This is a genomic window from Massilia brevitalea (assembly GCF_030711405.1).
Lineage (GTDB): Bacteria > Pseudomonadota > Gammaproteobacteria > Burkholderiales > Burkholderiaceae_D > Telluria > Telluria brevitalea.
In genome coordinates, this window is record NZ_JAULSI010000018.1 from 87384 (window position 1) to 109260 (window position 21877).

Annotated in this window: 22 protein-coding genes; 2 read left to right on the forward strand and 20 right to left on the reverse strand. The window is 62.9% G+C overall.

Features of this window, described 5'->3' with window-relative positions:
• Window positions 1-111: 111 nt before the first annotated feature.
• The 16 genes from QWL29_RS13340 to QWL29_RS13415 all read right to left on the reverse strand — a co-directional run bounded on the left by QWL29_RS13340 (window position 112) and on the right by QWL29_RS13415 (window position 14059).
• Window positions 112-504, reverse strand: a complete 393-nt coding sequence (locus QWL29_RS13340) for a DUF4845 domain-containing protein (RefSeq protein WP_305823370.1) — start codon at window positions 502-504, stop codon at window positions 112-114.
• 25 nt (window positions 505-529) lie between these two features.
• Complete coding sequence (lepB, locus tag QWL29_RS13345; RefSeq protein WP_305823371.1) at window positions 530-1447, reverse strand: signal peptidase I; 918 nt, start codon at window positions 1445-1447, stop codon at window positions 530-532.
• On the reverse strand, window positions 1444-3237 hold the full coding sequence (lepA, locus tag QWL29_RS13350; protein WP_305823372.1) for a translation elongation factor 4: 1794 nt from the start codon (window positions 3235-3237) through the stop codon (window positions 1444-1446). Before lepA ends, lepB begins: the two co-directional genes overlap by 4 nt.
• Window positions 3238-3775: 538 nt before the next feature.
• Window positions 3776-4039, reverse strand: a complete 264-nt coding sequence (locus QWL29_RS13355) for a glutaredoxin family protein (RefSeq protein ID WP_305823373.1) — start codon at window positions 4037-4039, stop codon at window positions 3776-3778.
• Entirely contained in the window at window positions 4036-5487 is a 1452-nt protein-coding gene (locus QWL29_RS13360; RefSeq protein WP_305823374.1) for a DegQ family serine endoprotease, read from the reverse strand. Before QWL29_RS13360 ends, QWL29_RS13355 begins: the two co-directional genes overlap by 4 nt.
• Window positions 5488-5820: 333 nt before the next feature.
• Window positions 5821-6123: a sigma-E factor negative regulatory protein gene (locus tag QWL29_RS13365; RefSeq protein WP_305823375.1), complete on the reverse strand. Its 303-nt coding sequence runs from the start codon at window positions 6121-6123 to the stop codon at window positions 5821-5823.
• Window positions 6124-6186: 63 nt separating this feature from the next.
• The gene (gene rpoE / locus QWL29_RS13370; RefSeq protein ID WP_305823396.1) at window positions 6187-6798 is read right to left on the reverse strand and encodes an RNA polymerase sigma factor RpoE; all 612 of its coding nucleotides are present in this window, start codon (window positions 6796-6798) and stop codon (window positions 6187-6189) included.
• Window positions 6799-6960: 162 nt separating this feature from the next.
• Entirely contained in the window at window positions 6961-7452 is a 492-nt protein-coding gene (locus QWL29_RS13375) for a protein YgfX (RefSeq protein ID WP_305823376.1), read from the reverse strand.
• 94 nt (window positions 7453-7546) lie between these two features.
• On the reverse strand, window positions 7547-8794 hold the full coding sequence (fabF, locus tag QWL29_RS13380; RefSeq protein ID WP_305823377.1) for a beta-ketoacyl-ACP synthase II: 1248 nt from the start codon (window positions 8792-8794) through the stop codon (window positions 7547-7549).
• A 27-nt stretch (window positions 8795-8821) separates the two neighbouring features.
• Window positions 8822-9061: an acyl carrier protein gene (acpP, locus tag QWL29_RS13385; protein WP_020653257.1), complete on the reverse strand. Its 240-nt coding sequence runs from the start codon at window positions 9059-9061 to the stop codon at window positions 8822-8824.
• Between the two features lie 179 nt (window positions 9062-9240).
• Window positions 9241-9978 (reverse strand): 3-oxoacyl-ACP reductase FabG, encoded by a 738-nt coding sequence (gene fabG, locus QWL29_RS13390; RefSeq protein ID WP_305823378.1) that lies wholly within the window; start codon window positions 9976-9978, stop codon window positions 9241-9243.
• Window positions 9979-10009: 31 nt separating this feature from the next.
• Window positions 10010-10948 carry an ACP S-malonyltransferase gene (gene fabD / locus QWL29_RS13395; protein WP_305823379.1) on the reverse strand — a complete coding sequence of 313 codons (939 nt, stop codon included), beginning with the start codon at window positions 10946-10948 and terminating at the stop codon, window positions 10010-10012.
• 33 nt (window positions 10949-10981) lie between these two features.
• Window positions 10982-11971, reverse strand: coding sequence for a beta-ketoacyl-ACP synthase III (locus QWL29_RS13400; protein ID WP_305823380.1), 990 nt, complete (start codon window positions 11969-11971; stop codon window positions 10982-10984).
• A gap of 33 nt (window positions 11972-12004) precedes the next feature.
• Window positions 12005-13030, reverse strand: a complete 1026-nt coding sequence (plsX, locus tag QWL29_RS13405) for a phosphate acyltransferase PlsX (protein WP_305823381.1) — start codon at window positions 13028-13030, stop codon at window positions 12005-12007.
• 170 nt (window positions 13031-13200) lie between these two features.
• The gene (gene rpmF / locus QWL29_RS13410; protein ID WP_028104096.1) at window positions 13201-13383 is read right to left on the reverse strand and encodes a 50S ribosomal protein L32; all 183 of its coding nucleotides are present in this window, start codon (window positions 13381-13383) and stop codon (window positions 13201-13203) included.
• 178 nt (window positions 13384-13561) lie between these two features.
• Complete coding sequence (locus QWL29_RS13415) at window positions 13562-14059, reverse strand: YceD family protein (RefSeq protein ID WP_305823382.1); 498 nt, start codon at window positions 14057-14059, stop codon at window positions 13562-13564.
• A 222-nt stretch (window positions 14060-14281) separates the two neighbouring features.
• Between QWL29_RS13415 and QWL29_RS13420 the strand changes: the two genes are divergently transcribed.
• Together QWL29_RS13420 and QWL29_RS13425 are read left to right on the forward strand one after the other, a co-directional pair.
• The gene (locus tag QWL29_RS13420) at window positions 14282-14896 is read left to right on the forward strand and encodes a Maf-like protein (RefSeq protein WP_305823383.1); all 615 of its coding nucleotides are present in this window, start codon (window positions 14282-14284) and stop codon (window positions 14894-14896) included.
• 17 nt (window positions 14897-14913) lie between these two features.
• Complete coding sequence (locus QWL29_RS13425; protein ID WP_305823384.1) at window positions 14914-15663, forward strand: SAM-dependent methyltransferase; 750 nt, start codon at window positions 14914-14916, stop codon at window positions 15661-15663.
• Window positions 15664-15870: 207 nt separating this feature from the next.
• On the opposite strand, the gene QWL29_RS13430 is transcribed toward QWL29_RS13425, so the two are convergent.
• The 4 genes from QWL29_RS13430 to QWL29_RS13445 form a co-directional block, all read right to left on the reverse strand.
• A complete protein-coding gene (locus tag QWL29_RS13430) occupies window positions 15871-17142 on the reverse strand; it encodes an EAL and HDOD domain-containing protein (protein ID WP_305823385.1) in 1272 nt (423 codons plus the stop codon).
• A gap of 221 nt (window positions 17143-17363) precedes the next feature.
• Window positions 17364-18710, reverse strand: coding sequence for a 23S rRNA (adenine(2030)-N(6))-methyltransferase RlmJ (locus QWL29_RS13435; protein WP_305823386.1), 1347 nt, complete (start codon window positions 18708-18710; stop codon window positions 17364-17366).
• A gap of 198 nt (window positions 18711-18908) precedes the next feature.
• Window positions 18909-20207 (reverse strand): isocitrate lyase, encoded by a 1299-nt coding sequence (gene aceA, locus QWL29_RS13440; protein ID WP_305823387.1) that lies wholly within the window; start codon window positions 20205-20207, stop codon window positions 18909-18911.
• 384 nt (window positions 20208-20591) lie between these two features.
• On the reverse strand, window positions 20592-21794 hold the full coding sequence (locus tag QWL29_RS13445; RefSeq protein WP_305823388.1) for an MFS transporter: 1203 nt from the start codon (window positions 21792-21794) through the stop codon (window positions 20592-20594).
• Window positions 21795-21877 lie beyond the last annotated feature (83 nt).

Consider the following 21877-nt stretch of genomic DNA (forward strand, 5'->3'; position numbering starts at 1 on the left):
CCAGAAATGCCGCAGCCGAAACACCGAGGATACCGGTATTTCGGCTTCCGGCGCGCATGCCGGGCTTGGCGTTCGCGGCAGGCCTGCAAACGGCCTGCCTGGCGCCAGCGTTCAGTCGGCGCTGGCGGCCACGACGCCGCTCGGGTCGGTCGTGCCGTCGTAGTCGATGACCAGGCTGGCCTTCTCGGTCAAGACGATGCGTTTCTGGTAGGCGAAACTGATTTCAGGCTCGCCGCCGTCCTTGCTGATGATGAGGTCGCGTCCTTTCACGGACTCGACGCTGTTGATGTCTGCAAACTTGTCGAAGGCACGCTGCATCTCGGCGACGGTGCCGCCTTCCGCCTTGACCCGGACGATGCCGTCCTTGATCGAGCGGTATTCCAGCCACGACGGGAACACCTTGATGCCGACCACGGCCACCAGGCCGACGACGATCAGCACCAGGATCACGCTGGTGAGCGAGATCCCATGCTGCTTGGCGAGAGTGATTTTGCGGTATTGCATCGTGCCTTCTCCTTGCGAACCGGACTTACCGGATGCCGCCGATGCGCTTCGGATCACCGAAGTTCATCCACACCAGGAAAGCCTTGCCGACGATATTTTTGTCCGGCACAAAACCCCAGTAGCGGCTGTCCGCGCTGTTGTCGCGGTTGTCGCCCATCATGAAGTAGTTGCCTGCCGGTACGATACAGGTAAATTTGTCGTACGAATAGTCACAGGCTTCGCGGTTCGGGAAGTTCTCCACGCCGTCCAGGTTGAACGAGCGCGCCGGTTCGTCGTTCAGGATGCGGTGCTCGCTGCCCGGCAGTTTTTCGACGAACTGCTTGTGGTACACCGGCCGTTCTTCGTCGAGATAATCGTCGAGCGGCGTGTAGTCTACCGCCTTGCCGTTCACCGTCAGGCGCTTGTTTTCATAGGTGATCTTGTCTCCGGGCACACCGATGACGCGCTTGATGTAGTCCTGGCTCATGTCCTTCGGATACTTGAACACCATCACGTCGCCGCGCTGCGGATCGTTCAACTGGATGATTTTCTTGTTGATGATCGGCAGGCGGATACCGTAGGTGTACTTGTTCACGAGGATCAGGTCGCCCACCAGCAGGGTCGGCACCATCGAGCTCGACGGGATCTTGAACGGCTCCCACAGGAAGGAGCGCAGGATGAAGACCAGCGCGATCACCGGGAAGAAGCTGCCCGAATACTCGACCCAGGTCGGCTGGCGCAGGTGCGCCGCCTCGATGGCGGCGCGGTTGCCGTTCGTGTCGACCTTGATGCCCTCGCGCGTCAGCTTGGCATTGCGTGCGTCGTACTCGGCCAGGGCGGCGTCGGCCGCGGCGCGGCGCTGCTTCGCCAATACAAAGACGTCCAGGCACCAGACAATGCCCGTGACCACCATGAGCACGAACAGGATGAGCGCGAAATTCCCCAGGATCGGTTGCAGGTTCATTTATCTTCCACTTGAAGGATGGCCAGGAATGCTTCTTGTGGAATTTCCACCGAACCCACCTGTTTCATGCGTTTCTTACCGGCTTTCTGTTTCTCGAGCAGTTTCTTCTTGCGGCTGACGTCGCCGCCGTAGCACTTGGCCAGCACGTTCTTGCGCAGCGCTTTCACGTTTTCGCGCGAGATGATGGTGGCGCCGATGGCCGCCTGGATCGCCACGTCGAACATCTGGCGCGGGATCAGTTCGCGCATCTTGGCCGCGACCTGGCGGCCACGGTAAGGCGCATTCGCCCGGTGCACGATGATCGCCAGCGCATCGACCTTCTCGCTGTTGATCAGCATGTCGACCTTGACGACGTCGGCGGCGCGGTTTTCCTTGAACTCGTAGTCCATCGAGGCATAGCCGCGCGAGGTCGACTTCAGGCGATCGAAGAAGTCGAGCACGATTTCCGCCATCGGGATTTCGTAGTGCAGCTTCACCTGGCGGCCGTGGTAGGCCATGTCCATCTGGACGCCACGCTTGCCGTTACACAGCGTCATCACCGAGCCGACATATTCTTGCGGCATGTACAGATTCACGTCGACGATCGGCTCGCGCACTTCGTTGATCTTCGACGGTTCCGGCATCTTCGACGGGTTGTCGACGCGGATGATGGAGCCATCGCGCATCTCGACCTCATACACCACGGTCGGCGCCGTCGTGATCAGGTCCATGTCGAATTCGCGTTCCAGGCGTTCCTGCACGATTTCCATGTGCAGCAGGCCCAGGAAGCCGCAGCGGAAGCCGAAGCCCAGCGCCTGCGACACTTCCGGCTCGTACATCAGGGCGGCGTCGTTCAGCTTCAGCTTTTCCAGCGAGTCGCGCAGGGCGTCGTACTGGTTCGCTTCCACCGGGAACAAACCGGCGAACACCTGCGGCTGGACTTCCTTGAAGCCCGGCAGCGGCGCGGCGGCCGGCTTGTTGGCCAGGGTCACGGTGTCGCCGACTTTCGCGGCGGTCAGTTCCTTGATGCCGGCGATGATGAAGCCCACCTGCCCGGCCTTGAGTTCCGGCAGCGAGACCGAGCGCGGCGTGAAGACGCCGATGTTCTCGACCAGGTTCACCGATTCGGTCGCCATCAGCAGGATCTTGTCTTTCGGGCGCAGGGTGCCGTTGACCACGCGCACCAGCATCACGACGCCGACATACGGGTCGTACCAGGAGTCGACGATCAGGGCCTGCAGTGGCGCGTCCGGGTCGCCTTTTGGGGGCGGCACGCGCTTGATCAGGTCTTCCAGCACGTCTTCCACGCCGAGGCCGGTCTTGGCCGAGCAGGTGGTCGCCTCGGAGGCGTCGATGCCGATGACATCCTCGATTTCCTTCTTGGCGTTGTCGGGGTCAGCGTGCGGCAGGTCGATCTTGTTCAGGATCGGCACCACTTCCACGCCCAGGTCGAGCGCGGTGTAGCAGTTGGCGACCGTCTGCGCTTCCACGCCCTGCGAGGCGTCGACCACCAGCAGCGCGCCTTCGCACGCGGACAGCGAGCGCGACACTTCGTAGCTGAAGTCGACGTGGCCGGGCGTGTCGATCAGGTTCAGGTTATAGGTCTGGCCGTCGCGCGCCTTGTATTGCAGGGCCGCGGTCTGCGCCTTGATGGTAATGCCGCGCTCGCGCTCCAGGTCCATCGAGTCGAGCACCTGCGCGTCCATTTCGCGGTCCGACAGGCCGCCGCACAACTGGATGATACGGTCGGCCAGGGTCGATTTACCGTGGTCGATGTGGGCGATGATGGAGAAGTTACGTATGTTGTTCATTAACAAAGCTCAAAACCAAAAAAGGCGAGGCAGGTTACCTGGCGGTGACCGGCGCCGCGATGATGCCAGCGCAATACGAAAAAAGCGCCCCGTGCGGACTGGTCCGTCCCCAGGCGAGCGCCTTATCGCTACTAATTGCAACATGAGAAGCTGATGTGCTGTCGACAGGAGCTTTTCCAAACGGAGCATTTTACCGGATTTCAGGGTAGAAAGCCCGGTTTCTGAGGGAAATCGGCAATGGAGAGGCGGAGGGCGAACAGAGCGGCCGGAGTCGACGGCAGCAACCGTACGGTGGGCACCCCGTGCCCACGCGGAACGCACCGCTGTGTTGACGGTGTTTGCAACCGAGAGACGGCGTCACTGCGGCGGCGTTCGGGATGATCCGCGAAACGCTTGCGTTGATCCGTTTGCTGCATCGCCGCGCTCATAGGCCAACACGATGCAGACGTCTGCGTGGGCACAGAGTGCCCACCCTACGGTTGCTTGCATCTGGCAACAAAACGCGCACACACCGCGAGGACATCGGGCGCCGCACGGTTCAGGCCGGCAGCGCTGTCTTACGTTCGATGTAGGCGCGTACGGCGGCTTCGTCGAGGTAATAGTGGCACAGCTCGGGCCCATCCGGCTCGCCATACAGCACCGGCACCAATTCGTTGAAGCGCGCTTCCAGCGCCGGATCGGCATCGACATCGATCACGTCGATTTCAAACGCCTGCCCGGGCTGTTCCAGCGCGCGCAAGGCGGCCAGCATGTCCTCGCACAGGTGGCACCAGGTGCGCGAGTACAAAGTGAAGCGGATCACTTGGCGGCAGCCGGCTTCACGACCAGGTACTGGGTCACGTTCTCGCGCCGCACCAGCACCGCCACGGTTTTCTTCGGATCGAGCTTGCCCGCCAGCACATTGAACTGGGCTGCGTCCTTGATCTCGACATTGTTCATCTGCAGGATCAGGTCGCCCGGACGCACGCCGGCCGTGGCCGCCCTGCCCTCGCTCGAATCGACCAGCACGCCGCCCTCGATGCGCAGTTCGCGGCGCTGTTCAGGCGTCAGGTTCGACACATGCAGGCCAAGCGCGTTCGGGGCCGGCCCCGGCGCCGGCTTGTTCGGCGCCGGTTTCGCGGAGGCAGTCTTTTCGTCCTCGAGCTCGACGATGGTCACCGGCACGTCGAGCTGGGCGCCGCGGCGCCAGACGGTGACGCTGGCCTTGGCGCCGACCTTGCTGGCGCCGACCAGGCGCGGCAAGTCGCGCGTGGTGTCGATCGCCTGGCCGTTGAATTTCAGGATGATGTCGCCGACCTTCACGCCGCCCTTCTCGGCCGGACCGCCCGGCTCGACCATCGAGACCTCGGCGCCGCGCGCCTTGCCCAGGCCGAGCGACTCGGCGACGTCGCGCGTGACTTCGCTGATCTGCACGCCCAGGCGCCCGCGCGTGACGCGGCCGGTTTTCTTGAGCTGGTCGGCCACGCGCATGACTTCGTCGATCGGGACCGCGAACGAGATGCCGTTGTAGGCGCCGGAGAGCGTGGCGATCTGCGAGTTGATGCCGATGACTTCGCCGCGCATGTTGATCAGCGGGCCGCCGGAGTTGCCGGGATTTACCGCCACGTCGCTCTGGATCAGCGGCAGGTATTCGCCGGTGTCGCGCGACTTGGCCGAGATGATGCCGGCGGTCACCGTGTTGTCGAGGTTGAAGGGCGAGCCGATGGCGATCACCCATTCGCCGACGCGGATCTTGCTCGAGTCGCCGGTACGCAGGTAGGGCAGGCTGGTGGCGCCGACCTTCAGCAGGGCGACGTCGGAGCGACGGTCGGCGCCGAGCACCTTGGCCTTGAACTCGCGGCGGTCGGTAAGCGTGACCGTGACTTCGTCGGCGCCTTCGACCACGTGGGCATTGGTCAGGACATAGCCGTCGTCGGAAATGATGAAACCGGAGCCGACGCCGCGCTCGACTTCTTCCTGGGGCTGCTGCTGGGGCGCGCGGCGGCGCGGGATGGGCTGGCCGAAGAAGCGGCGCAGGAATTCCTGCATCTCTTCCTCGCCCGGACCGCCCTGCCCCAGGCGCACCTTCTCGGTGGTACGGATGTTGACTACCGCCGGGCCGGCCTTGTCGATCAGGTCGGAGAAATCGGGCAGGCCGGTCACGACCGGGGTCGGCACCGGCGCGGCGGCCAGGGCCGTGCCGGTAACGGACAGGCCGGCGCCGGCCATCAGCAGTGCAGAGAGGACAACGCGAAGGGATGTGCTTGTCATGGGAGTGGGGACTCAGGTCGGGAATTGACGTTATGGTAAGCCAAATCCTGGCGCCTTGTCGCGCATGCTGCCGCGGTAGCGGTGGAGGCGGCCTGAGGGAGGAGGAAGACGCTGCCAGAACGATGAAAGCGACAGCAGGAAGATGGAAGCGGCCCCAGGAATGGTAATCGCTGCAACCCGGAAGGTGGACGCTGCCGAGGGGGCAATGAAAGTGGCCACGCCGGCATCGGCGAGCAAAGCGCCGGCAAGCGAGGCCGGCCTTCGCAAATGAAGAATGAAGCGTGGGCGCGGCGAGCGGAGCGGGCGCCGCCCCGATGCGCCCACCCGGCCGGGTCAGGACGAGGGTGCAGACGCTGCCAGGGCCGCCGGCTTCCCGGCTTCGGCCTCGGCGCTGCTGCTGCGCCGCGCGTGCAGGGGTTCGATGGCCAGGCGCGACGCGAGACTGCTTGCGAAACCGGTTGACAGCGGCGGCGTCTCAAGCGTGCGCAAGGTGTCGCCGATCAGGTGGTAGACTCCCCACGCCCCGGCCCCATCGGCTGTACGCAGGGCCAGGCCCGCGAGTTCCAGGTCTTCTTCCGGCAACGCATCGTCGCTGAGCGCGGAGATGTGTTCGCGGGCTTTCTTGTTCGTATCCATCGGTAATTCCGTCACGGTAGTCGTGTGATCCAAAAAGTTAAACAGGTTGTGGTGCAATCATCGCTACCGACGTTTATCACCTGAAATATCGAGCAAGGGCTTCAATTTTTCGGCGATGACTTCGCGTGCGCGGAAGATCCGGCTGCGCACCGTGCCAATCGGGCACGCCATCACTTCGGAGATTTCCTCGTAGCTCAAACCCTCAATTTCGCGCAGGACAATCGCGGTCCGCAATTCCAGCGGCAGCGCTTCCATCGCGGCATTGACCGTGTACGCGATCTGCTTGCTCGCTAACACGGATTCGGGTGTGTTAATGTCGCGCAAGCTGTCCGCATCGTCAAACGCTTCAGCACGTTCCGTATCTGCCTCGGTCGAGGTCGGCGCGCGCCTGCCCTGTGTGACGAGAAAATTCTTTGCCGTGTTGATGCCTATTCGGTACAGCCAGGTATAGAACGCCGACTCACCGCGGAAGTGGCGCAATGCGCGGAAAGCCTTGATAAAGGTTTCCTGCACCACGTCTTCGGCCTCGGCAGGGTCGTGCACGAGGCGCGACACCAGCCGCATCAGCCTGCGCTGATACTTCGCCACCAACAAATCGAACGCCTGCCTGTCACCGGCCTGGACGCGTTCGACCAGCAATTGATCACCCTCGCGCTCTGTTGTCACTGACCGCATCCCGTTCAGCTCGCAACCGGGCAAGATGGCTCAATCGACCTGCCGTGCCGGATTGGCGGCCTGCGATGCGCGGCCTACCAGCTGCGCCCTCGCCCCTTCCATCCGGCCCGCTACGGTTTCTTGAACCACCTCTCGCTTAAGAGTTGGCCCGCTGCAATAAGTTCAAAGTATTTCGATGCCTGCCGCAGAACGCGCCACGCGCCCATCCTGGACGCCGAGCGCGACGCGCAGGCGCCGGTATTCGGTGGGACTCAGGCTGTCGCGCAGCACCGGCACCGTGTGCGTGGCGCCACCCGCATCGCCAAGCCGCAAGAGCATGAGTTGCGGCCATAACAGGCTCCCAGGCAACAAGCTCACGGCGATGTCGGTAGCGGCCGCAGGGCCGGTTCCCAGCTTCTGTTGTACCGTCAGGCGCAGGGCGCCGGTTCCAGATACATCAATCCGGTGCGTCTTATCGAGGCGGGTGCATCCGTGCAGCAAGAAGAGCGCTGCAATGAGGAAAAACAATGCGCAGACAGAAGAAAAAAGCAGGCGTTGCGGCAAAATTGCAAGGCAGAGCCAGCTTGCGCCGAGATGGGCGAGCGCATACCCACCGAGCGCAAGGCGCAGGCGGCATGACGGAACGACGAGCGCGCTGACGGCGATCGAAGACATGACAAAAAGGGGATATGAAACGGAACGCCTGCCGCGCGCGGGGTGCGGCAGGGTCAGGCGCCCGTTCCTTTAGACAGGAACGTGCGCGGCAGGTTCAGACTTTGGCGAAGACCAGGGTACCGTTGGTACCACCGAAACCGAAGTTGTTCTTCACGGCATAGTTGATCGTCATATCGCGTGCGGTGTTCGCCACGAAATCGAGATCGCAGGCCGGATCCTGGTTGAACAAATTGATGGTCGGCGGCGAGACCTGGTTGTGGATCGCCAGCACCGTGAACACCGACTCGATGCCGCCGGCGCCGCCCAGCAGGTGGCCGGTCATCGACTTGGTCGAGTTGACGACCAGCTTGTGGGCATGGTCGCCGAAGGTGCGCTTGATGCCCTGTACCTCGGCCAGGTCGCCCAGCGGCGTCGAGGTGCCGTGCGCGTTGATGTAATCCACCTGGTCGGCGTTCAGGCCGGCGTTGGCCAGTGCCGAGACCATGCAACGGCTCGCGCCGCTGCCGTCTTCGACCGGCGCCGTGATGTGGTTCGCATCGGCGCTCATGCCGAAACCGAGCAGCTCGGCGTAGATCTTCGCGCCGCGCGCTTTCGCGTGCTCGTATTCTTCCAGCACCAGCACGCCTGCACCCTCGCCCAGCACGAAGCCGTCGCGGTCGCGGTCCCAGGGACGCGAAGCCGTGGCCGGATCGTCATTGCGCGACGACAGTGCGCGTGCCGAGGCGAAACCGCCCAGGCCCAGCGGCGAGATGGTCGACTCGGCGCCGCCGGCCACCATGACGTCGGCGTCGCCGTATTCGATCAGGCGGCCCGCCGCGCCGATGCAATGCAGGCCGGTGGTGCAGGCGGTCACGATGGCCAGGTTCGGCCCGCGCAACCCGAATTTGATCGAGAGGTCGCCCGAGATCATGTTGATGATCGAGGCCGGCACGAAGAATGGCGAAATGCGGCGCGGACCGCGGCTATCGTATTCTTCCTTGGTCGCTTCGATCATCGGCAAGCCGCCGATACCCGAACCGACAATGGCGCCGATGCGGTCGGCGTTTTCCTCGGTGACCTGAATACCGGAATCCTGCAGGGCCTGGATGCTGGCAGCCATGCCGTAATGGATAAACGTATCCATGTGACGGCCTTCCTTGCCCGGCAGGTAATCTTCGATATTGAAGTTCTTCACCTCGCCCGCGAAACGGGTCGAAAACGGTTCGGCATTGAACCTGGTGATGTTGGCAATGCCTGACTTGCCTGCCAGTGCCGCATCCCACGCTTCGGCAACGGTGTTGCCGATAGGTGAAACGCAGCCCAGGCCGGTAATGACGACGCGGCGGTTGCGTGAACGACTCAAGCGATTCTCCCGAAAACTAAAGACAGCTTAGGCCTTGACGTGCGCGGTGGCGTAGTCGATGGCTTGCTTGACGGTGGTGATTTTCTCAGCCTGCTCGTCAGGGATTTCCATTTCGAACTCGTCTTCCAGGGCCATCACCAGCTCGACGGTGTCCAGGGAATCTGCGCCGAGGTCGTCAACGAACGAGGACTCGATTTTGATGTCGGCTTCTGCAACACCCAGTTGCTCAGCGACGATTTTTTTAACGCGTTGTTCGATATCCGACATGTTAAGGCTCCATTAGGTATGTGTTGCGGAAAGTGCGCGCATTTTATCAGGTTTGCGCGCCGAAAAACTATTTTCGGCGTCTGACGCTAAGTCAGCCGAAACTCCTGCTAAAAGATGAGAATTCGCCGGGTTATTAAATCACACGCGTCCTATAAACGTCGCACCCGGCACTTTCCGCATCAATTCATGTACATGCCGCCATTCACGTGCAGCGTGGTGCCGGTGACATAAGCAGCGGTCGGACCGGCCAGGAAAGCCACCGCATTGGCGATGTCTTGCGGCTGGCCGAGGCGGCCCAATGGGATTTGCGTGAGCAGCGCTTCGTGCTGGCCCTCGCCCAGGCCCTTGGTCATGTCGGTGTCGATGAAACCGGGCGCCACGCAATTGACGGTGATGTTGCGGCTGCCGATTTCGCGCGCCAGGGCGCGGGTCATGCCGGCCACGCCGGCCTTGGCGGCGGCGTAGTTCATCTGGCCCGGGTTGCCGCTCGAACCGACCACCGAGGTGATGTTGATGATGCGGCCGGCCTTGGCTTTCATCATGCCGCGCAGCACCAGGCGCGACAGGCGGCCGACGGCGGTCAGGTTGGTGGTGATGACGCTGTCCCACTCGTCGTCTTTCATGCGCATGGCCAGGTTGTCCTGGGTAATGCCGGCATTGTTGACGAGGATGGACAGGCTGCCGAAGGTCTTTTGCACTTCGTCGACGACGGCGCCGCAGCGCTCTGCATCGGTGACGTTCAGGACCACGCCCTTGCCGCCGAATTCTTCCAGGTAAGCGGTGATCGCTTCGGCGCCGGACTCGCTGGTGGCGGTGCCGACGACTTTCGCGCCCTGGCGGGCCAGTTCGAGGGCAATGGCTTTGCCGATACCGCGCGAGGCGCCGGTGACGAGAGCAACTTGGTTCTGCAAATTCATGTGTTACGTGTCCTTATCTGTTCAAAAGGGCTCAGGCGCCCTGGATGCTGGCCAGCACGCGCTCGAGCGCCGCCTGGTCGACCAGTGCTTCGCCAACCAGTACCGGATCGATGCGCTTGGCCATGCCGATCAAGGTCTTGCTCGGCGCGCATTCGATGACCTGGGTCACACCCTCGGCCGCCATCTTCTGCATGGTTTCGACCCAGCGCACCGGACCGGCGGCCTGACGCACCAGCGCATCCTTGATTTGCTCCGGATCGTTCAGGATAGCGACATCGACGTTATTGATCAAATCGATGCGTGGCGCGTTGAACGTCAGGCCGGCCATGTACTCGCGCAGGCGGTCCGAAGCGGGCTTCAGCAGCGAGGAATGGAACGGCGCCGAGACGGACAGTTTCATGGCGCGCTTGGCGCCCTTGGCCTTGGCGATCTCGCAGGCGCGGTCGATCGCGGCGGCGTGGCCGGCGATGACGATCTGGGTCGGCTCGTTGAAGTTCACGGCTTCCACTACCTCACCCTGGGCCGCTTCCTGGCAGACGGCGCGCACGTCATCGGCGCCCAGGCCCAGCACGACGGCCATGCCGCCCTGCCCGACCGGCACCGCTTCCTGCATCGATTGCGCGCGGAAGCGTACCAGCGGCACCGCATCCTTGAAGTCGATCACGCCGGCAGCCACCAGGGCCGAATATTCGCCCAGGCTGTGGCCAGCTACCAGCGATGGCACCGGGCCGCCGGCCGCGATCCAGGCGCGGTACACGGCCACCGCAGCGGTCAGCATGACCGGCTGGGTATTCGTGGTGAGGTCCAGGTCTTCCTTCGGACCGTCGGCGATCAGGCGGCCGATGTCCATGCCCAGCGCTTCCGAGGCCTCGGCCACGGTCTGCTCGACGACAGGGATGCCGGCGAAGCCGTTCAGCATGCCGACCGCTTGCGCGCCCTGGCCGGTGAATACGAATGCGAATTTGCTCATCTTGTTATTTTCCCTTTGATTACATGCGCGCAGTTACATACGCGCCACGATGGCGCCCCAGGTGAAGCCGCCGCCCACGCCTTCCATCAGAATATTGTCGCCCGGCTTGATGCGGCCATCGCGCACGGCGATGTCGAGGGCCAGCGGAATCGAGGCGGCCGAGGTATTCCCGTGCTCGTCGACGGTGACCACCATGCGCTCGATCGGCAGGCCGAGCTTCTTGGCGGTGCTCTTCATGATGCGGATGTTGGCCTGGTGCGGGATCAGCCAGTCGACGTCGGACGGCGCCATCTGCGCCGCATCCAGCACTTCGCCGGCCACCTGCTCCAGCACGGTCACGGCCAGCTTGAACACGGCCTGGCCATCCATGTGCAGGAAGCCGGCATTTGCCGCGGCCGGGCCGCCTTCCGGATGGCCCGGAATGGAGAGGATGTCGGCATGGGTGCCGTCGGCGTGCAGCCTGGTGGCCAGGATGCCCGGCTCCTCGGAGGCGCTCATGACCACGGCGCCGGCGCCGTCGCCGAACAGCACGCAGGTGGTGCGGTCCTCGAAATTCAGGATGCGCGAAAACACTTCTGCGCCGACCACCAGCACGGTCTTGTGCACGCCGGCCTTGATGAAGGCGTCGGCGGTGGCGACAGCGTAGACGAAGCCGCTGCACACGGCCTGCACGTCGAAGGCGGCGCTGTTGTTGTTCATGCCGAGTTTACGCTGGACGATGCAGGCGGTACTCGGGAAGCTGCCCTGGAAGTCGGGCGTGGAACTGGCGACGATCACCATGTCGACGTCAAGCGGAGTCTTGCCGGCCATCTCGAGCGCGCGCTTTGCCGCTTCGACAGCGAGGTCCGAGGAGTTCTGGCCGACGGCGGCATAGTGGCGCGCGGAAATGCCGCTGCGCGAGCTGATCCACTCATCCGAGGTCTCGATGCCCTTGGCGGCCAGTTGCGCGGTCAGGTCCGCATTCGTAACCCTGCGCTCAGGCAAATAGCTGCCGGTGCCGATGATTTTGCTGTAGACAGTCATTGCGTCTCCACCTTGTTCCGCGTATTCAATGAATCAGACCTGGCGCGGGGCGTCAGGTGCTTCTGGCATGAGTTCGGCTATCATCGCCGACAATTGCTCTTGTACATTATATTTTGCTGCATCGTAGGCGCGCTTGATCGCCCACTCGAAAGCATAGGCATTCGCGCCGCCGTGGCTCTTGAACACCAGGCCCTTCAGGCCCAGCAAACCGGCGCCGTTGTAGCGTTCCGGGTTCAGTTTTTTCAGCGCGCCGCGCGCGATCAGGGCGCCCAGCATCGACAGCAGGCTGCTCTTGAACACCGACTTCATGTAGCGCGACAGGCCTTCGATTGCCTTCAGGGTGACGTTGCCGACGAAACCGTCGCAGACGACCACGTCGGTGGTGCCCTTGAAGATGTCGTTGCCTTCGACATTACCGTAGAAATTCAGCGAGCCGCGCTCGTGGTCGGCGCGCAGCAGCGTCGCGGTGCTCTTCACCACTTCGTTGCCCTTGATCTCTTCGGTGCCGACGTTCAGCAGGCCAATGGTGGGCTTCTTGACGCCTTCCATGGCAGAGAACAGCACCGAGCCCATGATGGCGAACTGGTGCAGGTGATGCGGCGAGCAGTCGACGTTCGCGCCCAGGTCGAGCATGTAGGTCGGGCCGTTCTTCTGGTTCGGCAAAATCGAGCAGATCGCCGGACGGTCGACGCCGGCCATGGTTTTCAGCACATAGCGCGAGACGGCCATCAGGGCGCCGGTGTTGCCGGCCGAGACGCTGGCGTTCGCCGTGCCGTCCTTGACCAGCTCGACCGCCACGCGCATCGAGGAATCTTTCTTGCGGCGCAGGGCAACCTCGACCGGATCGTCCATCGCCACTACTTCAGAGGCGTGTTTCACGGTCAGGCGCGGATTCGCGTCGGCATGGTGTTTTTTCAGTTCCGCGCGCAGCACATCTTCGAGGCCAACGAGGATCAGTTCGGCTTCGGGCTGCTTCTTCAGGAAGGAAATTGCTGCAGGGATCGTCACGGAAGGACCGTGGTCTCCGCCCATACAGTCGATGGAAATTTTAATTGTCATTTTGGGAATGCGAGCCGCGGCTCAGGAGCGGGCGGCAGGATACAAGCCGGCGGGGCGCCAGGCCAGGGCAATGACGGTGCGGATGGTGCAGCCGGGGATAAAGAAAAAGCGGCGCCACGCACTCATCATACGTTGCACCGCTTTCATGGTACAGAAAAACAAGACGGCGATTACTCGTCGTTCTTGGTCTTCAGGACTTTGCGACCACGGTAGAAGCCGTTCGGGCTGATGTGGTGACGCAGGTGGGTTTCACCGGTGGTTGGCTCGACTGCCAGGTTTGGGGCAACCAGGAAATCGTGCGAACGGTGCATACCGCGCTTCGATGGGGACTTCTTATTCTGCTGAACTGCCATGATGACTCCTAATACTAAAGTTCTAAAATTCTAACACATTCGATTTGCAAAAAACATGCGCATCGAGTATCCCACCGGCAATCCTTCGATTGCCGACTCTGTATGAAACGCTGCCCTGACATACTCGACTGTGCACACGTTTGACACGTTCTGACGTACTACAACTACAAAAACAAACTTATTCGGATTTCAGGTTCTTCAAGCCGGCGAACGGCGATACCTTGTCGGACTTCAGTGCATCCAACAGCTTCGTGTCGGGACACACATCGTGCTTCGGCGACTGCGGCAGGGCCAGCAGTGCTTCGTCTTCGAGCAGCTGGCGCAAATCGCACTCACGGCTGCCGACGATCACGTCGATGCTTTCATCGTCGAGGACTTCCTCGATCCCGTCGGCTTCCTCGTCGTCGACGCCCAGCACCAACTGGGTGGACGAGTCGATCTCGTAGCCGAACGGCGCCAGGCAACGCTGGCAAGACAACTGGACCACACCGGCGACCGACAAGGTCATGGTCGGATAGCCCTGCGGGGTGGTGCCGCCCTGGATGGACCAGGTAATATCGCCGCTGGCATCTGCGCAGTCGGCGGCCAGGCGGGTCATTTCCGCCACTGGCGTGACACCTTCGCGATAGCCCTGGTTGCGGCAAAATTCAAAGGCGTCGATGACAAAAGCGCTCATTGCAGAAAACGTCCCCGGAAAACCTGCGATAATAACAGGCTTGTCCTCGTGCAGTCAAAGACTTACGCGATTTTTCGGGATGGTGGCGGCGCGCTGTTGCAGGATGTGCCCGCATGGCGCGCAGACCAGCCGCATCTGCCGATGAACTATCAGCTTTGCTTGCCGGGACCAGCGATCTATCTGTTTTGCTTATACTTCCGCTTTTATCCCGACAGCGCCGACATGATACCAAGTTCTGCCCCGCCGCGCCTCATTCTTGCTTCCAGTTCCAGCTACCGCCGCGAATTATTGTCGCGCCTGCAACTGCCGTTCGAAGCGATCGCCCCGCACATCGACGAAACGCCGCTCGCCGGCGAAGCGCCGCAAGAGACCGCCCTGCGCCTGGCGCGCGCCAAGGCCGAGGCCATCGCCCGGCTGCGCCCTGGCGCGCTGGTGATCGGTTCCGACCAGGTGGCCACCCTCGATGGTACGCAGATCGGCAAGCCGGGCGACCATGCGCGCGCCCTGGCCCAGCTGCAAACCATGCGCGGGCGCGAAGTCGTGTTCCATACGGCGCTGTGCCTGTGGGACGGGCGCGTGGCCGATCCCGCCGCGGCCGCGCAGGTGGAGAATGTGCAGGTCTTTGTGCGCTTCCGCGACTTGCCGGATGCCGAGCTCGACGCCTACCTGCGCATCGAGCAGCCCTACGATTGCGCCGGCAGCGCCAAGAACGAAGGCCTGGGGATCGCCCTGCTCGAACGCATCGAGTCGGGCGACCCGACCGCCCTCACCGGCCTGCCCCTGATCGCACTCACCGGCATGCTGCGCCGCGCCGGTGTTTCCTTTTTTGGCGTTTGATTTTTCTCACTCACGATATGCCCGGTACCCTTTTCCTGATTCCCAATACCCTCGGCCCGACTGAAGCCCAAGCCGGCGCGCTGGACAGCGTCCTGCCCGGCCAGGTGCAGGCGATCACCTCGCAGCTCGGCTACTTCGTGGCCGAGAACGCCAAGACGGCGCGCGCATTTTTAAAACTGGTGGCAGTCGACCATCCCCTGTCGCGTCCGCTGCAAGAGATTCGCATTGCAGAGCTGAACGTGAATACGCCTGCGGCCGCCTTGTCGGCCCTGCTCGAACCCTTGCTGGCGGGCGAGGATGCGGGACTGGTGTCGGAAGCCGGCGTGCCGGCAGTGGCCGACCCGGGCGCCGACCTGGTGCGGCTGGCGCACCAGCACGGGATCACGGTGCGGCCGCTGGTGGGGCCGTCGTCGCTGTTGCTGGCGGTGATGGCGAGCGGGCTGAACGGGCAGAGCTTTGCCTTCAATGGCTATTTGCCGACCGATGCAGCGGCGCGCAGCAAGCGGATTCGCGACCTGGAAGCGCGCTCGCGAAACGAGAAGCAGACGCAGTTGCTGATCGAGACGCCATACCGGAATGGGCAGATGCTGGAGGCGCTGGTGGCGAGCTGCCAACCGGGGACGCTGGTGTGTGTGGCGACGGACTTGTCGCTGGCGAGCGAATCGGTGCGCACGATGACGGCGGCGAAGTGGAAGGCGCAACTGGCGGCAGGCAAGGCGCCGGATTTTCACAAGAAGCCGACGGTGTTCTTGTTCCTGGGGCAGTAAGCAGCTGGGTTTCGGTTCAACAATCCCTGGACTTCGGAGTTTCGGGGTTTCGTAGGGTGGGCACCTGTGCCCACGCGGTCTCACCCTTTGATCAAATGCGACGCTGGCAAAGGACCTCCGCGACTAGCATCGCTGGTAAGGTTGCCTATGATCCGTCGATGAATCCGCGTGGGCACAAGTGCCCACCCTACGAAAATCGTCAAACGTCTACGCCGCTTCGCAGGCCAGCTCGCGCACCCAGTCAAATGCTTCCAGCTCGATCTCGCGCACCTGCTTCGCGGTCAAGCCCAGCCGCTTCAGCGCCGCCGAGAACACCGGCCCCGTATCCGCCTTCTCCAGCCGCTCGACCACATCCAGCATCGCGCCGAACGTGCCTTCGCGGTGCAGGAGCGCAGCGCACACGTCGTCGGCCAGCTCGACATTCTCGAGAATCTCGTCCATCGGCATCGAGAACAGCGCATCGGCCAGCGACATGATCCCCACCGTAAACGCCCGCTCGGCGCACACGGCATTGTCCCGGTGCACATGCAGCGACATCAATTCGAGCAGCTTGCCGCGCGTGGTGGCCAGCTGCAGCAGCGGCGAATGCAATTCCACCGGGCTGCCCGCCGTAGCGTAGAGCAAAATCTGCAGCCAGCGCCGCAATTGCTTGCGGCCCAGCTTGGCAATCGCTTCGCTCACCGTTTCGATGCGCCGGCCGCTGCTGGCGGCGCGGCTGTTTACCAGGCGCAGCAGATTCAGGCTGCTCAGGGCGTCGCGCTTGACGGCGGTTTCGATGGCGGCATCGTCGGCCTCGGCATGCAACAGTTCCAGCAAGCGCAGGATCATCAATTCCGATGGCGTGATCTTGCGCCCGCTGAGGATGACCGGCCGCGCAAAGTAATAACCCTGGAAGTACTCGAAGCCGAGCTCCATGCACAGGTTGAATTCCTCGACGGTCTCGACCTTTTCAGCGAGCAGTTTTTTATTCGCCGCACGCAGCGAGGCGGCCAGTTGCGGCAGCGCGTTGCGCTCTACACCCTTCAAATCGATCTTGACAACGTCGACCAGGCCCAGCAGCTTGTCGACCTCTTCGGTATGGTCGATGACGTCATCGAGCGCGAAGGTGAAGCCGAGCTCCTTGAGCTTGGCCACGCGCGCCAACAACGGCTCAGTCGGTTTGACGGTTTCCAGGATTTCAAGGATAACTTTATGCGGCGGCAGAAAACGAACAAAATCGCTCATCAGCACGTCTGCATCGACGTTTATGAAAGCCAGTTGCTCCCCAACCACCTGCTCGAGGCCGAGCTGCGAAGCGTGGGAAATGACGGCCGCGGTGGCGGCAGTGCCGTCGGTCAGGCGTGCATCTTCATGCTCCCCGGCGGCACGAAACAGCAGCTCGAAGGCAACCAGATGCTGGTCGCGCCCCAGGATAGGCTGGCGCGCCAGGAAGAATTCGTCGGACGGCATGGATGAGACTGCCGTTACTTCGGCATGCATGTAAAAACTCCCGGAAACTTTGAAGTGCGGCACGCGCAGCACAAGACCCGCGCAGCACGCGAGCCTTTGCCGACTATACTACAGAACGTAAATATTTATATTTTTACATCGAAACGTGCGCGATGCTGGTGCGTCAGGGGACGTGCTGCACAGTTGAATGGCACAGCTGCTCTCCACAGCTGAATGTCACAGCTGCGTCAAATATGTCGTCCCGTATCGCCTCAGCCGCGACCACCGCTGCGCGGCCGGCCATTCGCTGGACGGCCAGGGCGGGCGCCCTCGCCGCCCGATCCGGCCTCGCGGCGCGGGCCGGCACTCTTGGCCGCAGCAGCAGGACGGCGCTGGTCGGCATAACGCGGCTGGTCGCTGCCGCGTGAAGGATCGAAGCGTTCGTCGGGACGTGCTTTGGCGCCCGCTGCATTGTCGCGCGGACGCGACACCGGACGGCCCTCGGCACGCTCAACAGCCCCACCCTCCGGACGCGAGAAGCGCTTCGCCCGGTTGGCCGCGCCCGCCTTGGCGCCCGGCGCAGTTTCCGCAGGCGCCTTCTCGGCCGAGCGCTGCGGCATCGCCTGGCCCGGCAGGCGCAGGCTGCCGGTGCCCGACAGCGGGCTGGCGCGGCGCGCATTCCCGACCGGGACGCGCGGGCCGTTGCTGTTGCCCAGGCGCGCGGCCGCTGCGCCGGTCACTTGCGTGCCGGTCTCGATGACGAAGCTGGCGCCCGCATCCTTGCCCAGCACCTGCACCAGGTAAGGCATGACTTCGCGCAGCATCGGTTCCAGCGTGTACGGCGGGTTCAGGATGAACATGCCGCTGCTGTGCAAACCAAACCCGTCCGGGCCTGGCGTCGACACGGTGAGCGTGACGTTCAGCCATTCCTTGGCCGGCAGGCGCTTGAGCCTGTCGGCGAACTGGCGCGATTCCATGCGCTGCAGCACCGGATACCAGACCGCGTACGTGCCGCTCGGGAAACGGCCCAGCGCCTCTTCCAGCGCATCCTTGACCTTGCGGTAATCGTCCTTCATTTCATACGGCGGGTCGATCAGCACCAGCGCACGGCGCGACGGCGGCGGCAGCAGGGACTTCAGGCTCTGGAAACCGTCGCCGCGCTCGATGATCACGCGGCGGCCACGGGCGCGCTCGCCCTGCTCGGCCCGGTGCGCCTCGGCCTTGCGGAAGTTATCCGCCAAAATCTTGCTGTCGGCCGGATGCAGTTCGAACAGGCGCAGGCGGTCTTCCAGGCGCGTCATCTGGTCGGCGACGTATGGCGAGCCCGGGTAGTAGCGCATCTTGCCGCTCGGGTTCATGGCTTTGACCAGGTTCAGGTACTCGGCCAGCGCCGGCGGCAGGTCGCTGCGATTCCATAGCGGGCCGATGCCGGTATCGAACTCGGCGTTTTTCGTGGCGAAATTGCTGTCGAGCGCATACACGCCGGCCCCCGAGTGGGTGTCGATATAGGTATAGGCGGCGTCCTTCTGGTTCATGTACAGGTGCAGTTGCACCTGGACGAAATGCTTGAGGACGTCGGCGTGATTACCCGCGTGGAAGGCGTGGCGGTAGCTCAACATAAGGGGGAATTCCAATCAAAGAGGTCAATGCGGCGGCCGCGCGAGGCGGCGCAATTGCCGCCATTATCCACCACAACCGGGCGGCGCCGAAAATAATCGCGGGAAAATGAAAAAAGCCGCAGGCGGAGCTGCGGCTTTTGGAACGTCAAATCAAGTCATCATCCGGGGCCAAGCGCATCGCTTGGCCCGGAACGGTGCTTACGCGACCTTTTTCTCGTCGAAGAACTGTTCGTCTTCGGTCGAGCCGTGCAGCGCCGTGGTCGAGCTCTGGTTTTGCTGGATGGTCTGGGTGACGGCGTCGAAGTAGCCGGTGCCGACCTCGCGCTGGTGCTTCACGGCGGTGAAGCCCTTCTCGGCGGCGGCGAATTCGGCTTCCTGCAGCTCGACGAAGGCCGACATCTGGCGGCGTGCATAACCGTGCGCCAGGTTGAACATGCCGTAGTTCAGCGCGTGGAAGCCGGCCAGGGTGATGAACTGGAATTTATATCCCATGGCGCCCAGTTCTTTCTGGAACTTGGCGATCGTGGCGTCGTCCAGGTTTTTCTTCCAGTTGAACGAAGGCGAGCAGTTATAGGCCAGCATCTTGCCCGGGAACTTGGCGTGGATGGCGTCGGCGAACTGCTTGGCAAATGCCAGGTCAGGCTTGCCAGTCTCGCACCAGACCAGGTCGGCGAACGGTGCGTAGGCCAGGCCGCGCGAAATCGCCTGCTCGATGCCCGGGCGGGTCTTGTAGAAACCTTCGACGGTGCGCTCGCCGGTGCAGAACGGCTGGTCGTTGGCATCCACGTCCGAGGTCAGCAGGTCGGCTGCTTCGGCGTCGGTACGGGCCACGACCAGGGTCGGGGTGCCCATCACGTCGGCCGCCAGGCGCGCGGCGGTGAGTTTCTCGACAGCTTCGCGGGTCGGGACCAGCACCTTGCCGCCCATGTGACCGCATTTCTTGACCGAGGCCAGTTGGTCTTCGAAGTGCACGCCGGCGGCGCCCGCTTCGATCATCGACTTCATCAGCTCGAAGGCGTTCAGCACGCCGCCGAAACCGGCTTCGGCATCGGCCACGATTGGTGCGAAGTAATCGATGTCGTCCTTGCCTTCCGACCACTGGATCTGGTCGGCGCGCTGGAAGGTGTTGTTGATGCGGCGCACGACCATCGGCACCGAGTTGGCTGGATACAGCGATTGATCCGGGTACATTTCACCGGCCAGGTTGGCGTCGCCAGCGACTTGCCAGCCCGACAGGTAGATCGCTTTCAGGCCAGCCTTTACCTGCTGCATGGCCTGGTTGCCGGTCAGGGCGCCGAGGGCGTTGACGAAAGGCTCTTCGTTGACCAGCGTCCACAGCTTGTCGGCGCCGCGCTTGGCCAGCGTGTGCTCGATCTGGACCGAACCACGCAGGCGTACCACGTCTTCGGCGGTGTAATTGCGCACGACACCTTGCCAGCGTGGATTGGTATCCCAGTCGTTTTGCAGTGCGGCGATTTGCTGTTCACGAGTTGCCATGTTGTTCTCCTGATGAAAAGTTTAGCTGTGTGCGAAGTGAAATCCGTTAGATCAATGATAGACCTGATTGTGCACAGCACAATCACTCTTATATAAGACAGTAAATGATTTTTTTACTTTTCAAATTCAATAGCTTGCGTGCTTCATTCCATGATACGAAACCAAATTTCTCAGAATGAGAGATGATGCAAGGATGAGCTGGCGCAGGCTTTTCACTGGATGACATGACTGTTTCACAATGTGAAACAACGGCAAGCTAAACGCGGCTGCGCAACGCTGCATCTTCGCGTGCATACCATTCCGCGCGTTGAGAATGGGCAATAAAAAACGCGCGTACTGTGCAGCGACGCGCGTCCTTGTCTTGCCGCCCGCAGGGCGCCAGGTTTATGTCTTGCTGACTACCGGTGAGCGGCGGCTATTGCCCGCCCCGACAGCGGTGGCAATCGCCAGTGTCTGGAACAGTGCCACGCCGATAAACACCGACGCCGGATGCCCACCATCCATCAGCATGCCGAACAGCAGCGGGCCGACCGACATGCCGGTGTCCAGCCCCGAATACACGACGCCGAACACGCGCCCGGTGGCGTTCGGCGGCGCCGCGGCGCGGATCAGCAAATCGCGCGAGGGACCGGCAATGCCGGTGGCGAAACCGATCGCCCCCATCACCAGCACCACCAGCGGTCCCGGCACGACGCTGGCGGACAGTAACAGCGCCGCCGCGGCGGCAAATAAAAAGGCCACCGTGATGGTGCGGTCGTAGTTGTGGGCGCGCGCCGCCAGGAAGCCGCCTGCGACCATGCCGCCCGCCGAGGACAGCATGAAGGTGGTGTAGGCCGTAGCCGCGGTGGCGAAGGTGATGCCGTACAGCGCCACCAGGCTGGTCGACGAAAAAGCCTGGATGCCGCCCAGCACAATCGAGGTCAGGAAGAAAAAGCCGAAGCACATCCACACGGCCCTGAGGCGCAGGAAGCCGAAGGCGCTGCCGCCCTCGGCCCCGGGCCTGGCCACGGTGGCCTCGTTCGGCAGCACCTTGCGGTTCAGGAACAGCACCAGCAGCATGAGAAAGGGAATCGCGCTGGCCGACACCAGCGCCACGCGCCAGCTCGATAGCGTGGCGACGCCGGCCAGGAAGATCGGCGCCGTGGCCCAGCCGATGTTGCCGGAAATGCCGTGCACCGAGAAGGCGTAGGCGAGGCGCTCCTTCGACACGCCGTTGTTCAGCAGCGTGTAGCCGGCCGGGTGGAACACCGCGTTGCCGCAGCCGGCAACGAAGGAGCCGACCACCAGCACGGTGTAGCTCGGCGCCGAGGCCAGCACCAGCGCCCCCACGCCCAGCAGCGCCTGGCCGGTGAACAGCACGCGCCGTGCGCCGACCCGGTCGACCACGAAGCCGGACAAGGCCTGGCCGACGCCGGAGACGACGAAGAACACCGTCATCAACAGGCCCAGCTCGGAGTAGGACAACGCGAAGGCTTCCTTCAGCCAGGGGAAAAGCCCGGCCAGGATCAGGTGGTAGAAGTGCGACACCCCGTGCGAGGTGCCGACCAGGCCGATGACGCGGGCGTCCTGGCGCAGGCTAGTCGTCATTTTTTTACTGGAAATCGATGTGGTTGCCAGTGTAAGTCAAAAGCCTGTGGCTTTGCCGGCATCGGCTTGATCTGCGGCGTGCG

Bases quoted from the DNA above. Each gene is read 5' to 3' on its own strand.
- QWL29_RS13375 (WP_305823376.1), bottom strand. From the start codon at position 7,452: ATGTCTTCGATCGCCGTCAGCGCGCTCGTCGTTCCGTCATGCCGCCTG.
- QWL29_RS13340 (WP_305823370.1), bottom strand. From the start codon at position 504: ATGCAATACCGCAAAATCACTCTCGCCAAGCAGCATGGGATCTCGCTC.
- rpmF (WP_028104096.1), bottom strand. From the start codon at position 13,383: ATGGCAGTTCAGCAGAATAAGAAGTCCCCATCGAAGCGCGGTATGCAC.
- QWL29_RS13430 (WP_305823385.1), bottom strand. From the start codon at position 17,142: ATGCATGCCGAAGTAACGGCAGTCTCATCCATGCCGTCCGACGAATTC.
- fabD (WP_305823379.1), bottom strand. From the start codon at position 10,948: ATGAGCAAATTCGCATTCGTATTCACCGGCCAGGGCGCGCAAGCGGTC.
- QWL29_RS13425 (WP_305823384.1), top strand. From the start codon at position 14,914: ATGCCCGGTACCCTTTTCCTGATTCCCAATACCCTCGGCCCGACTGAA.
- QWL29_RS13445 (WP_305823388.1), bottom strand. From the start codon at position 21,794: ATGACGACTAGCCTGCGCCAGGACGCCCGCGTCATCGGCCTGGTCGGC.
- QWL29_RS13400 (WP_305823380.1), bottom strand. From the start codon at position 11,971: ATGACTGTCTACAGCAAAATCATCGGCACCGGCAGCTATTTGCCTGAG.
- plsX (WP_305823381.1), bottom strand. From the start codon at position 13,030: ATGACAATTAAAATTTCCATCGACTGTATGGGCGGAGACCACGGTCCT.
- acpP (WP_020653257.1), bottom strand. From the start codon at position 9,061: ATGTCGGATATCGAACAACGCGTTAAAAAAATCGTCGCTGAGCAACTG.
- fabG (WP_305823378.1), bottom strand. From the start codon at position 9,978: ATGAATTTGCAGAACCAAGTTGCTCTCGTCACCGGCGCCTCGCGCGGT.
- rpoE (WP_305823396.1), bottom strand. From the start codon at position 6,798: ATGCGGTCAGTGACAACAGAGCGCGAGGGTGATCAATTGCTGGTCGAA.
- aceA (WP_305823387.1), bottom strand. From the start codon at position 20,207: ATGGCAACTCGTGAACAGCAAATCGCCGCACTGCAAAACGACTGGGAT.
- QWL29_RS13360 (WP_305823374.1), bottom strand. From the start codon at position 5,487: ATGACAAGCACATCCCTTCGCGTTGTCCTCTCTGCACTGCTGATGGCC.
- QWL29_RS13365 (WP_305823375.1), bottom strand. From the start codon at position 6,123: ATGGATACGAACAAGAAAGCCCGCGAACACATCTCCGCGCTCAGCGAC.
- QWL29_RS13420 (WP_305823383.1), top strand. From the start codon at position 14,282: ATGATACCAAGTTCTGCCCCGCCGCGCCTCATTCTTGCTTCCAGTTCC.
- lepB (WP_305823371.1), bottom strand. From the start codon at position 1,447: ATGAACCTGCAACCGATCCTGGGGAATTTCGCGCTCATCCTGTTCGTG.
- QWL29_RS13415 (WP_305823382.1), bottom strand. From the start codon at position 14,059: ATGAGCGCTTTTGTCATCGACGCCTTTGAATTTTGCCGCAACCAGGGC.
- QWL29_RS13435 (WP_305823386.1), bottom strand. From the start codon at position 18,710: ATGTTGAGCTACCGCCACGCCTTCCACGCGGGTAATCACGCCGACGTC.
- lepA (WP_305823372.1), bottom strand. From the start codon at position 3,237: ATGAACAACATACGTAACTTCTCCATCATCGCCCACATCGACCACGGT.